The sequence below is a fragment of the Gordonia jinhuaensis genome, assembly GCF_014639795.1.
Taxonomy (GTDB): domain Bacteria; phylum Actinomycetota; class Actinomycetes; order Mycobacteriales; family Mycobacteriaceae; genus Gordonia_B; species Gordonia_B jinhuaensis.
In genome coordinates this window covers 1-12,081 of sequence record NZ_BMGC01000055.1, presented here as the reverse complement: position 1 = coordinate 12,081, position 12,081 = coordinate 1, and the positions used below count along the sequence as shown (strand labels likewise).

The 12,081-nt window shown below is 65.0% G+C and carries 12 protein-coding genes; 9 read left to right on the top strand and 3 right to left on the bottom strand.

The genetic code is table 11. The annotated features are described in order from the left end of the window. The first annotated feature begins 25 nt into the window (after positions 1 to 25). Positions 26 to 817, top strand: a complete 792-nt coding sequence (locus tag IEW22_RS18830) for an alpha/beta hydrolase-fold protein (protein ID WP_188588768.1) — start codon at positions 26 to 28, stop codon at positions 815 to 817. Positions 818 to 956: 139 nt separating this feature from the next. On the opposite strand, the gene IEW22_RS18825 is transcribed toward IEW22_RS18830, so the two are convergent. Further along, positions 957 to 1,874, bottom strand: coding sequence for a lytic transglycosylase domain-containing protein (locus IEW22_RS18825; RefSeq protein ID WP_229742902.1), 918 nt, complete (start codon positions 1,872 to 1,874; stop codon positions 957 to 959). Positions 1,875 to 2,446: 572 nt separating this feature from the next. On the opposite strand from IEW22_RS18825, the gene IEW22_RS18820 reads away from it, so the two are divergent. The 7 genes from IEW22_RS18820 (at position 2,447) to IEW22_RS18795 (ending at position 9,545) form a co-directional block, all read left to right on the top strand. Then, positions 2,447 to 3,592 (top strand): alpha/beta fold hydrolase, encoded by a 1,146-nt coding sequence (locus IEW22_RS18820; protein ID WP_188588766.1) that lies wholly within the window; start codon positions 2,447 to 2,449, stop codon positions 3,590 to 3,592. A 490-nt stretch (positions 3,593 to 4,082) separates the two neighbouring features. After that, positions 4,083 to 4,748, top strand: coding sequence for a phenylacetate--CoA ligase family protein (locus IEW22_RS20290; RefSeq protein WP_229742901.1), 666 nt, complete (start codon positions 4,083 to 4,085; stop codon positions 4,746 to 4,748). Then, positions 4,723 to 5,409, top strand: a complete 687-nt coding sequence (locus tag IEW22_RS20285; RefSeq protein ID WP_229742900.1) for a phenylacetate--CoA ligase family protein — start codon at positions 4,723 to 4,725, stop codon at positions 5,407 to 5,409. The genes IEW22_RS20290 and IEW22_RS20285 overlap by 26 nt, the downstream gene beginning before the upstream one ends. Positions 5,410 to 5,474: 65 nt before the next feature. Then, positions 5,475 to 5,723, top strand: coding sequence for a hypothetical protein (locus tag IEW22_RS18810; protein ID WP_188588764.1), 249 nt, complete (start codon positions 5,475 to 5,477; stop codon positions 5,721 to 5,723). 51 nt (positions 5,724 to 5,774) lie between these two features. Then, the gene (locus tag IEW22_RS18805; protein ID WP_188588762.1) at positions 5,775 to 8,051 is read left to right on the top strand and encodes an oxidoreductase; all 2,277 of its coding nucleotides are present in this window, start codon (positions 5,775 to 5,777) and stop codon (positions 8,049 to 8,051) included. Positions 8,052 to 8,080: 29 nt separating this feature from the next. Next, positions 8,081 to 8,554: a PaaI family thioesterase gene (locus IEW22_RS18800; RefSeq protein WP_188588760.1), complete on the top strand. Its 474-nt coding sequence runs from the start codon at positions 8,081 to 8,083 to the stop codon at positions 8,552 to 8,554. Positions 8,555 to 8,669: 115 nt separating this feature from the next. Next, on the top strand, positions 8,670 to 9,545 hold the full coding sequence (locus tag IEW22_RS18795; RefSeq protein ID WP_188588758.1) for a PaaX family transcriptional regulator: 876 nt from the start codon (positions 8,670 to 8,672) through the stop codon (positions 9,543 to 9,545). Positions 9,546 to 9,635: 90 nt separating this feature from the next. Here the strand turns inward: IEW22_RS18795 and IEW22_RS18790 are convergent, their stop codons facing one another. Then, positions 9,636 to 10,121 carry a RidA family protein gene (locus IEW22_RS18790; RefSeq protein ID WP_229742899.1) on the bottom strand — a complete coding sequence of 162 codons (486 nt, stop codon included), beginning with the start codon at positions 10,119 to 10,121 and terminating at the stop codon, positions 9,636 to 9,638. Positions 10,122 to 10,237: 116 nt separating this feature from the next. Between IEW22_RS18790 and IEW22_RS18785 the strand changes: the two genes are divergently transcribed. Then, positions 10,238 to 11,113: an acyl-CoA thioesterase gene (locus IEW22_RS18785; protein ID WP_188588756.1), complete on the top strand. Its 876-nt coding sequence runs from the start codon at positions 10,238 to 10,240 to the stop codon at positions 11,111 to 11,113. 95 nt (positions 11,114 to 11,208) lie between these two features. On the opposite strand, the gene IEW22_RS18780 is transcribed toward IEW22_RS18785, so the two are convergent. Then, the gene (locus IEW22_RS18780) at positions 11,209 to 11,838 is read right to left on the bottom strand and encodes an alpha-ketoglutarate-dependent dioxygenase AlkB (RefSeq protein ID WP_188588754.1); all 630 of its coding nucleotides are present in this window, start codon (positions 11,836 to 11,838) and stop codon (positions 11,209 to 11,211) included. Between the last annotated feature and the right edge of the window lie 243 nt (positions 11,839 to 12,081).

The window sequence follows — 12,081 nt, the reverse complement described above, 5'->3', positions numbered from 1 at the left end:
GTCGCGGAACTCCTGGGGATAGGGCTTGGGCACAGCTGGCATCCTTCCAGGCCGCCCGGCAGGGCAAGCCAGATCAGATGTCACCTACTCGTGCACCAGCCCCAGTTTCTATGCGGACTGGAATGCGCCGTCGGGTGGTCGGAGTACCCCGTATCGGTGGGAGAGTGTGCTGACCGGGAGTCTTCCGGCATACATGACGTCGCGGGGGTTCTTCAATCGGACGTTGATCGGGTTGTCGATGTCGGGTGCGCAGGCGGTGATGATCGCCAACAACAACCGTGACAAGTACTCCCGCGTGGTGTCGATGTCGGGGATGCTCAACCCGACCGCGCGCTGCCCCCTGCGGACGCTGCCGACCGCTGATCCGGTCACCTACAACCTGTCGCAGGCGCTCGCCAAGAACTGCGGTATCAGCATGCAGACATTGTTGCGGCTGGCGGCACTCGACGCCGGTGGTTACAACCTGAACAACATGTGGGGCACCGCACCCAACGACAAGTCGACCGCGATGGACCCGACAGTCCAGCTGCTCAGCGGCAAGCTCGCGGGCCTGCACATGTGGGTGTATGCGGGCAACGGTGTGTGGGCCAACCACCAGCCGCAGGGTGCCAACCAGGTGGACTACTACAAGACCGGTCTGAGCTCGACGTCGATCGAGTTGCTGGCCAAGGCGCAGTCGGCGAACTTCGCCGGACTGGCACCGCTGGCGGGGGTCAATGTGCGGACGTCGTTCCCCGGCGCCGGCACCCATGCCTGGGGCTACTGGCAGGACCAGATCTGGTACATCGCCAGCACGGGCTGGTTCAAGAACGGCTGACCGCCGGCGGTCGTGCCGGCATCGCAACGAGAGTGGCCCTCGCAGAGAACATCTGAGTTCTCGGCGAGGGCCACGTCGTGTTCCGGCAGGAGGAGGGCCCCGCCGGCACACCGTGAGACACCAGATGACTCTGGGCGGGTCAGTAGCTGCGCGCGAAGCCCAGAACGTCGTTGACGTACTCCGACGAGTTGTTGTAGCGCAGAACGGCGGTCACCTGCTGTGCAGCGTCTCGCAGGTTGAGGTTGCCTGAGCACAGATAGTGCCCCGTGGTGAGCGTCGCGTCGTAGATGTTCTGCGGATCGGCGATCCCGTCGCCGTTGCCGTCCTCGGCATACTCCTTCCACGTGGCGGGAAGGAATTGTGTCGGTCCGACCGCGCGGTCATAGACCGGGTCGCCGTCGAGCTGTCCCCCGTCGGTGTCGTGGATGACTTCGTTGTCGGCGAGCGTGCCGTCCAGGCGTGGTCCGTAGATCGGGTGGATCAGGCGGCCGGAGGCGTCGGTGGCCGCACCGAAGGCGTGTTTGGACTCGACACTGCCGATCCCGGCGATGATCTGCCAGGTGATCCCACACTGCGGCATCTGCCTGGCGAGGATGTCGGCCGCGTTCAGATAGGCCTTGTAGGCGTTGTCGGGAACCTGGCCATCGGTCACCGAATGCGGCAAGGGTGCGGTCGGCGCGGCGGCCGCAGGTGTGTGCGCCGTGCCGATCGATGCGTCGGGATGGGCGTCGCGTACCACGATGTCGGGCTGATCGGGGCCAACGAAGGTCGCCAGGGCAGAGGTGGCCGCCTGCCGACTCATCGGATGCGGACTCGTCGACCGGTTGGCGATCGATGCCGGGACCGTCCGTGCACCGTCGAGACCAGCATTCTGTTCGGATCCGGTCGCCTGTTCGAGCCCGGAGGCCTGTGCAGCGGGTGTCACGTCCTGGCGTTGTGCCCGGGCGCCACCGGAATCGGTGCTGCCGACGGCTGCGGCGACGATGCCGATCGGGATCAGAGCCGCCGCGATGACCGGACCAGACGGCAGCTTCCGCGGTTTCGAATGCTTTCCCACGCGGTCTTCCTCCCCTGCGGTGGTTCTGTATCGCTCGGCCCACCTGTCAACCGCCTACGACCGTACATGAAACGGTGATCATCCCGTTATTATCTCGTGATCTGAGTTGCGCGCCGGGGTTGCGCGTGATGGCGCTTCCTCGCCGTACGCTCGACAAACGGTGCGTTATGTGACCTTTGTCACTATCGCGATATGTTGCTCATCCGTGATGTCGGATGGCGATCGGGATGCAAGGTCTCCGAACGGTAACGGCTGGGCATGCTCGTGGTGTTTTGCGGTTGTGCGCGCTCACTGCCGCGACGATCGCCCCGGTCATGCGCTTTCATGACGGGCATGTGTCGTGACACCGCGGAAGTGGGTTGGCGGCGTTAAATGATTGTTACTACTGCGCAGATTTGTGCATTGTGATTGCGACGGTCGTCATGGATACGCGATATTTGGCGCAGGGCGAGGCGTGAGGCAATGCCTCCTCGCCCGAATCTTCGCCGCCGGTGCGAGACCAGCTCGTCCACACCGCCGGACACCACGTTGTCGAAGGGAATCCAGTGAGACCGAACCGTGCATTACGACTGATGTCGGGACCGATTGTGACGGCGGTGGTCAGCGCATCGACGTGGGCGACCGCAACAGCCGCGCCGGCGCCCGGTGCCGGCGTCGGCACCGTGATCAGTGCTCGGCCCATCCCTGCGGGACAGGAACTGGGCGGGGCGGCCCGGGGCACTCTCGTCACCTATCGGACCACCGATGAATACGGCAAGCCTGCTGTGTCGAACGGCCAGGTGTTCGTCCCGGCAGGTAAGCCGCCGGCCGGTGGATGGCCCGTCGTCGCATGGGGTTACGGGACCACGGGTGTCAATCCTGCTTGTGCCACAACCGAACACATCGAGGCAGGGGAGAAGCCGGGTCTGGCTGCAGAGCTGTCCAATGAGGCCATCTCCGCCTTTCTGAAGCGTGGATATGCCGTCGCGGCAACCGATTACATCGGTCTGGGCGGCTCGTCCGCCAAACATCACTATCTGTCGTCGAAGGCGGAGGGCCATGCGCTCATCGACGTGGTGCGGGCTGCTCGCGCAACCGATCCGCATGTCGGCACGGTGTGGGTGAGCGCCGGCCACTCGCAGGGTGGGCAGGCTGCGCTGATGGCCAACCGTCTTGCCGACACCTATGCGCCGGAGTTGTCGATGCGTGGCACGCTGGCGTTCGCCCCGGAGTCCAACGCCGAGAACTTGTTGCAGCTTCTGTTCCCCGGATTGCCCAGTCCTGGAGGGGTTCTCGACGGCGTGACCTCGCTGCTGCTCTACACGCTCTATGGACTCAACGATTCGCGTCCGGACATTCATGCTCTCAGCGTGCTCAATCCGCGCGGAATGGCGTTGTACGAGAAGGCCAAGACCATGTGCATCACCGATCTGCGCAAGGAGGTGACGGGGGTGTCGCCGGGTGCGATTCTCAACCAGCCCCTCATCACCCCGACCTTTTCCATGGCGCTGCATGACTACATGGGTATTCCGACGACGGGATGGACCCATCCTGTTGCCATCTACCACGGCACCGATGACCATGTGGTGCCGACGTATCTGAGCGTTGCGCTCGCGGGTGAACTGCACTTCGGTGGCTCCACCGCAACGTTGGCGCTCGAACGTGGCACGAGTCACTACCAGGTGATCCATGAGGCGCTCCCGGCCGCCGAGACGGCACTGGACACGATGACTCGCTGAGCGGGTGAGACCGGCACGCACCACTCTGGTGGCGAGCGTGTTCCGCCCGTCCGCGCGCAGTGCAACTGGCGCACAGGCGATCTCGGTTGAATCGAACCGGTCGGCGGTGGTCCGAACCGGCAGCCCGCCCCTGGCGGATTTCCGGTGACGGCATGGTGATGGTGTGAGCCATTCGCGAGAATCTCGCGGATGGCCGCGCCATCACCATTGTCGTTTCGGGGGCTGGTTCACGGGGAGAATGCGGATGGGTCCACGGTGAACGCGCGGTGTGCACGCGAATTCGGATCCACGGTTACGAGCACGTAAAAGAACTTGTCCCGCGATTGCGACGACGGTCAAGAAAGCGCGATAGTTGAAGGGCGGGACCGAGAAGGCGTCGGTCCATCACCATCTTCCGCGGCGTAGCGGATCTCCACCGCGGTCCACGTGCGGCGGTCCCTCTCAGGTCAGGGATACCGGACGCGACACCCCAAGGAAAGAAGTCAACAACATGGCGTCGACTGACTATTGGAACCCCAAGACAGAACTCCTCGATCGTGACAGCCTGCGCGCACTGCAGTTCGTGAAACTGCGCAGGCTGACCGAGTGGGCATACGCCCGTAGTCCGTTCTACCGTCGCAGCTTCGACGCGGCCGGGTTCTCCCCCGAGCAGCTGCGGTCCTGGACAGACATCGAACGTATCCCCTTCCTCACCCGCGAGGAGTGGATGCGCAGTCAGGATCAGTACCCGCCCTACGGCGAGTTGCCGGTCACCGATCATGTCGGGGCGATCCGTATGCACACCACCAGCGGCACCTCGGGTAAGACGCCGCTGCGTGCCCTCGACAGTCGTAAGGACTGGGCGTGGTCGGCGGAGATGTGGTGCTATGCGCTGTGGGGTGCGGGCGTACGCCCGAGCGACATAGGCTACGTGGCTTTCGGATACGGGTCGTTCATCGGATTCTGGGGACTCCACAACGGTCTGGAGAAGATCGGCGCACTCACCATTCCCGGTGGGGCGCAGACGACCACGGCGCGGATCAAGCAGATCATCGACTTCGGCGCGACGGTGGTGGCATCGACTCCGACCTATGCCATGCGGCTGGCCGCAGAGGCCCAGGAACTGGGCATCGATCTGCCGGCCATCGAAGGTGCACACCGTCATCCTCTCGGGTGAGCCGGCCGGCTCGATTCCCGAGACCAAGGCGTTGATCGAATCGCAGTGGGGTGCGAAGTGCTTCGACACAGCCGGAATGACCGAGATCTCCTCGATCTTCATGTTCGAGCCTGCCGACCAGCCCGGCGGATGTCATATCATCGAAGATCACTTCATCGAGCAGGTCATCGACCCGGAAACGGGACATGAAGTGGCATATGGCGATTCCGGGGAGCGCGTCACCACATCTTTCGGCCGTACCACCATCCCGCTGATCCGCTACCGCACCGCCGACATGGTGGTGAAAGTTCCGCATACGGTCTCCACGAGCGGCCGGACCTGGGATCTGTACGAGGGCGGCATTCTCGGTCGCGTCGACGACATGAAGCTGGTTCGCGGGACGAATGTCTATCCACGGGCGGTGGAGAGCATCGTCCGGTCGTTCGACGAAGTCGACGAATTCCAGATCCGTATCCATCGCGAGGGGATCCGCGACGAGATCACCCTCGCGGTGGAGCCCTATGACCATGTTGCCGATGGACGCTGGATGCAGGTCCGTGACGACCTGATGCGCGAACTCGCAGATGCCCACGAGGGTTTGCGTTTCCATGTCGTTCGCGCGAGCAGCGGCGAGCTGCCGCGGTTCGAGCTCAAGGCCAAACGTCTGGTGGATGCGCGATGACCGCACACCTGCAGGAGCCGACCACCCGAATGCCATCCGAGATCGCTGTCCCCGAGGAGACCGACATGACCACCACAAGCCCAGAACTCAGCGACGCGACCGCCATCCCCGCGACCACAGATCTGCTGGGTCAGCCACTCACCCCCTCGGAGGTCGCACTTCTCGATGTCTACCGCGACCTGAAAACCCTGGTGGCCGAACAGGAATTGGCTCCGTGCGCGGTATCCAATCTCCGGGTCGCACTCAGCGCGGCTGCGGTCGCGCTGACCGATCTGGCTATCGAGTTCGAACCCCTCACCGATCACGGGTGCTGAACACCCTCATTCCGCGTCATCCGTGACAGTACGACACATCAGGAGTAGGACATGAAGATCTCAGTGCGCGGCGGTGGTCCGGGTGGGCTGTTCGCGGCGATCCTGTGCAAGAAAGCCGACCCCACAAGGGAAGTGGTGGTCTATGAGCGCAACCAGCGCGATGACACCTTCGGATTCGGGGTGGTGTTCTCCGATGACACGATGGACAACATCGCTGCGGCCGATGCCGAGGTGGCGGCGCGGATGGGCAAGGAGTACCGGCACTGGTCGGCGATCGATGTCGATCACCTCGGGTATGTCGAACGTTCGGACGGTCATGCATTCGCCGCGATGGAGCGCAAGCGACTTCTGCAGATCCTCGGCGAGCGCGCGGCTGAGCTCGGTGTCGACGTGCGCTACGGCACCGAATCTCCTGACCTGGAACAATTGCAGGCCGACAGCGATCTCGTGATCGCCTCCGACGGTGTGCATTCGGCCACGCGCGCCGCGTTGGCCGGTGAGTTCGGCGCGACGGTGACACAGCGACCGGCCAAGTACGCGTGGTTTGCCACCAGCCGTCCGGTCGACTGCTTCCGCTTCATCTTCCGCGACACGCCTTACGGCCTGTTCTGGGCCCACATCTACCCCTTCAGTGAGACCAGCTCGACCTTCATCGTCGAGGCATTGCCCCAGACTTGGGCGGCGGCCGGATTGGATGCCTATGCCGATCGCCCCATGCAGCGAGGTGAGAGCGACGAGGCGTCGATGAAATTCTGCGCCGATCTGTTCGACGATTTCCTCGAGGGATATCCGTTGGTGGGAAACCAGTCTCGCTGGCTGAACTTCAACGCGGTGTCCAACGAACACTGGCATGTGGGTAACACCGTGCTCATCGGCGACGCCGCGCACACCGCACATTTCTCGATCGGGTCGGGTACGAAGCTCGCGATGGAGGATGCTGCGGCGCTGGCGCAGGCGATGGATGCGGTGACCGATGCCGCACAGATCCCGGCGGCGCTCACCGCCTACGAGAACGCCCGGATGCCGGTTGCCGCATCGCTGCAGCGCTCTGCGTTGACCTCGCTGGCGTGGTTCGAAGGGATCGAGAGCTACCGGGACATGTCGCATGAACAGTTCGTCTTCGCGCTGCTGACCCGGTCTCAGCGCATCACCTACGACAAGCTGCGCACCCGCGACGAGCAGTACGTGGCGCGGCTCGACGAGTGGTTCGCCGACAACGACGGCGAATCCGCCTCCACACCACCGATGTTCCATCCCTTCACCATTCGCGGACTGACGTTGCCCAACCGGGTGGTCGTCTCGCCGATGGCGCAGTACTCAGCGGTCGACGGGGTACCGGGACGGTGGCATCTGGTGCACCTGGGATCGCGTGCGGTCGGCGGTGCCGGGCTGGTGCTCACCGAGATGACCGCAGTGTCACCCGACGGTCGCATCACCCCGGGCTGTCCGGGAATCTGGACCGACGAGCAGAAGGATGCGTGGGCACAGATCGTGGATTTCGTCCACGAGGACACCTCTGCGCGGATCGGGCTGCAGATCGGCCATGCGGGCCCCAAGGGTGCCACCAAGGTGATGTGGGAGGGGATCGACGATCCGCTGGAGGAGGGGGCCTGGGAGATCCTCGCTCCGTCGCCCCTCCCGTATCGACCGGACTCCCAGGTGCCCAGGCAGATGACCGAGGACGACATCGATCGCGTGGTCGCCGATCATGCGGCTGCGGCACGTCGGGCGGTCGAGGCTGGATTCGATCTCGTCGAAGTGCATTTCGCCCACGGCTATCTCGTGTCGGCATTTCTGAGCCCGCTGACCAACGAGCGTTCGGACTCCTACGGCGGTGACATCGCCGGGCGGGCGACGATCGGTGTGCGGATCATCGAGGCCGTGCGCGGTGTCTGCGGTGAGGATTTCCCGATCAGCGTCCGCATCAGCGCAACGGACTGGGCCGACGGCGGCATCACCGACGAGGACGTGCTGGTGATGAGCGAGATGTTCGTCGACGCGGGCGCCGATCTCATCGATGTGTCGACCGGGCAGACGTCGGTGAAGGCCAGGCCACGCTACGGCCGGCTCTACCAGACGCCGTTCGCCGATCGGATCCGCAACAGGGTCGGCGTGCCGACCATCACCGTCGGCGGCGTCTCCTCGGTCGACGACGTCAACACCATCGTGCTCGCGGGTCGCGCCGATCTGTGCGCCATCGCCCGACCGCATCTGGTGGACCCGTATTGGACCCTCAACGCTGCGCTCGACTCGGACTACGCCGATGGCCCGATGCCGGTGCAGTACCGGTCGGGACGCAGCGCTCGCCGGCGGGTGCAGGTTCCGTGATCGCCGACGCGTGGAGGTGGTGATCGCGAATGTGTGCACCTGAGCAGACATCTCGGTCCGGAACGCGTGATTCCGCCACGGCAGCCGACGGTTGTGAGGTCGCCGGCGGGCAGGTGCGTCCCGATGCCGGCGAGCTCGCCGCGCGGATGGGTATCGTCATCGAGGACCTGACCGCCCAGCACGCGGTGGCGAGGATGCCCGTGGAGGGCAACACGCAGATCACCGGCAGGGTCCACGGCGGCGCCTATGCGGTGCTCGCGGAGACGGTGGCCTCGATGGCCGCCGGGGCGGGTGCTCCGCCGGACCGAGTGGCGCTGGGGGTCGAACTCTCGGCCAGTCACGTCGGCGGAACCGACACCGGCTACGTCCACGCCCGGTGTCGCGCCGTGTCGCTCGGCAGGCGCATCTGCGTTCACGAGGTGACGGTGACCGATGACGCGGGACGACTCTTGTCGACCGTGCGGGTGACCAACTACCTCGCCTCCCGTCGCGGACGTGCCTGACCCCGATGGGTGTCGTGGGTCTGTTCCGGGATGTCTCCGCAGACGACTCCGGCGGTGATCGACAACCGCCGCAGGTGCGGTGGAGTGTGACGCCGCCAGGCTTTATGCTGTCACCATGACGACGGTCACCGATTCAGAACGCTCGCTACGGGAGATCCTGGACGTCGGTGAGGATGGTGCACCGCCGGCGCCGAGGCACCTGCTGGTGACACTCTTCGGCACCTTCGGGCGCACCCGCGACAACTGGATGTCGGTCGCCGCGATCGTGCGGTTGATGGAAACCCTTGGGGTGGAAGGATCGTCGGTCCGCTCGGCGATCTCCCGACTCAAGCGTAAGAACATTCTGGTCGCCCAGCGCCGAGGCGGATCGGCCGGATACTCGCTGTCGGATCATGTTCTCGAGGTCATCGGCGACGGTGACGATCGCATCTTCGTGCATCGGCGTGCCACCGCGGCCGATCCCTGGCTGGTGGCGGTGTTCTCGGTACCCGAGAGTGAGCGCGACAAGCGGCATCTCCTGCGGACCACCCTGACGCGTCTGGGATTCGGGATCGTCGCCCCGGGCGTGTGGGTGGTACCGGCGGTGATGGCAGATGAAGTACGCAGAGCATTGCGGCGAAGCGGGCTCGATGAGTACGTGGATCTGTTCGCCGGCGGCCATGTGGGTTTCGGCGATCTGTCCCAGAAGGTGTCGTGCTGGTGGGATCTCGACGCCGTCTCGCGGGAGTACCGGCAGTTCATCGACAGATATGCACAGCTGGCCGAGCGTGTGAGCGAATCCGCGCCGTCGGATGAGGACGCCTTCGCGGTGTACGTACCGATGCTCACTGTGTGGCGGCGATTGCCGTATCGGGATCCGGGTATCCCGTTGGCGAATCTGCCCTCGGACTGGCCGGCGGTGGCTGCCGAACAGATCTTCGCCCACCTCTACGAGGAATTGCACCCGGCGGCCGAACGCTATGTCTCAGAAGTGGATTCCTCGTTGACCTGAGATCGTCGAGGTCCGGTCACCCAGGGTGCGGTGCGCGGTGAGAGTGGCATGCGAGGTGGAGGCCGACGACGATGTCGGCCTCCCGCGGTCTCACTCGGCGGCGGCGACCCCTTGGATCTCGATCATGGCCTCGGGCTGCCACAGGCCCACCACGCCGATCCCCGCCATTGCGGGATAAGGCGCATCGTCGGTCAGTTCTCGCCAGATCTCGCCGATACGACGGCCGTTGGCCTGATACTCGGGGATGTCGGTGAGATAGATGGTCATGCTCAGGAGTCCGTCGGGTCGACCGCCGGCCGACCGGAGTGCCTCGAGGAAGTTCGACAGCGCCTGGTGGAACTGTTCGACGATTCCGCCCTCCACGATCACCCCCTCGGGGGTCAGTGCGGTCTGCCCGGCAAGGTGGATCGTGTCCTTGTGTCGGGTTGCATGCGAAAAGCCCGATGGCGCAAGGAGTGTGGGCGGATTGACGAAGGAGACCGTCATGGCGGTGCCTTTCTCGGGAAGTGCGTTGACAGTGGGCTCGAGTGTCGGTGCCGCGACTGCGATGACGCGTCCGTGCGCGGTGGCGCCCATGAGTACTATACCGTATTCTCAACTCACGTCACGGTTTCGATATAAGTCTCTCCGGTGTGACGTACTGGCTCGACTGACCCGATTGCATACCAACACTTCTCGCGAGGACCAGTCTGATGAACCCCATCGATCCCATCAACTCCGTGGCTGTCAACTCGCTGACGACCGCGCTGACGCTGCCCGAAGTGGCACCGGACGTGTTTGTCGGCCACCATCAGAGGATCCCGTCCGGCCGCGCCTACGGTGGCGAGATCGTCGCGCAGGCGGCGACCGCGATGGAGAACACCGTCGGCCCGGATCGCCGGATTCACTCGCTGCACGGGTACTTCCTGCGTCCCGGCGACGTGGATGAGGCCACCACCTGGTCGGTCGAGCGGGTACGCGACGGGCGAGGCTTCTCCGCGCGTGCGGTACGGGGCACCCAGCGCGGCAAGGAGATCTTCGCCGCACAGGCCTCCTTCCATGTCGGGGCATCCGGTGCGGCACACCAGCGTCCGATGCCGGAGCTACCCGATCCGGAATCACTGCCGACGGCTGCGGATCTGCTTGTGGCGACGGATGTGCGCGACGCGCGCTACTGGTCGTATGAACGACACTTCGATCTGCGCCACGATCCCGGGGCGGTCTACGTCGACGCCGGCGAGCAGCGGGTGTTCCGTCAGATCGTGTGGGCGCGTGCGACCGATGATCTGCCGGCCGAACCCGCCGTGCACCGTCGCGCGTTGGCATATCTGTGTGACTACACCTTGCTCGAACCCGCACTGCGATACCACGGTTTCGCCTGGAGTGATCCCGGAGTCGTCACCGCCAGCCTCGACCATGCGATGTGGTGGCATGCCGACGCGCGCGTGGACGACTGGGTGACGCTGGTCCAGGAGGTCCCGATCAGCGGTGACGGGCGTGCGCTGGCCACGGCGACGGTCTATGCGCAATCGGGTGCGATGCTCGCGAACGTGGTGCAGGAAGGGATGCTGGTGCTGCCGATCGGCTAGGTGTGATGTCCAGCCAGGGCGAGTCGGCGCGTCGACCGGCCGGCGGCGGGTGCCGCCCTGGGATCGGGCGTCGGGGCGGCGCGTGGGGTCGGAATTCAGCGCACACCCGGCGGTCGGAACTGGACGCTGATACGCGGGCCGGCGGCAGCGACTTTGGGCACAGCGTGTTCCCAGGTGCGCTGCGCGCTGCCGCCCATGACGATGAGATCGCCATGGGCGATCGAGAATCGGATCGATTCGCCACCACCCCGCGGGCGCATCAGAAATGGGCGCGGTCCTCCGAGCGCGACGATGGCCACCATGGTGTCGTGACTGTTGCCGCGCCCGATTCGGTCGCCGTGCCAGGCCACACTGTCGGAGCCGTCGCGGTAGTACGCAAGGCCGGCGGTGGCGAAACCTTCGGGGAGCTCACGTCGGTAGTGGCGGGTCAGTGCTGTGCGCGCGATGTCGAGGACCGCGTGGGGGAGTCGTTCGGTCTCGTCGTAGAAGCGGACCAGCCGCGGTACGTCGACCATCCGGTCGTACATCTGGCGGCGTTCGGAGACCCAGTCGACCCCGTCGATCAGGTGGTCGAGGAGGAGCCCGGCCCCGCTGAGCCAGCCGGGTCGTAGGTCCACCCAGGCGCCCGCGGTGAGCGTGCGACGCTGCACCGCGGCACCGAGTGTGCCGAGTTCGGGCTCGCGGACATCGGCTTCGAACAGGGAGCCCTGGGTGCCGACGGTCATGGAACACAGACTACCACCGATTCGAACGGGTGTGCGATACCCGTCGTCTCGGTGGTAGCCGGGCCTGATGGGTCTCGGGGCGAGACCCATCGGGGAGAGTTCTGCGAGATCGAGTCTGTGCTAGACCAGGGCGCTAGATCCAATACCGTTCAGTTAAGGTTACATGCGTGTAGTTTTAGGTGTATGCCTCGTGCTGGGTGGGTGAAGCCGGAGTCGGATCGTCGGTTGTCGGATGTGGTGTCG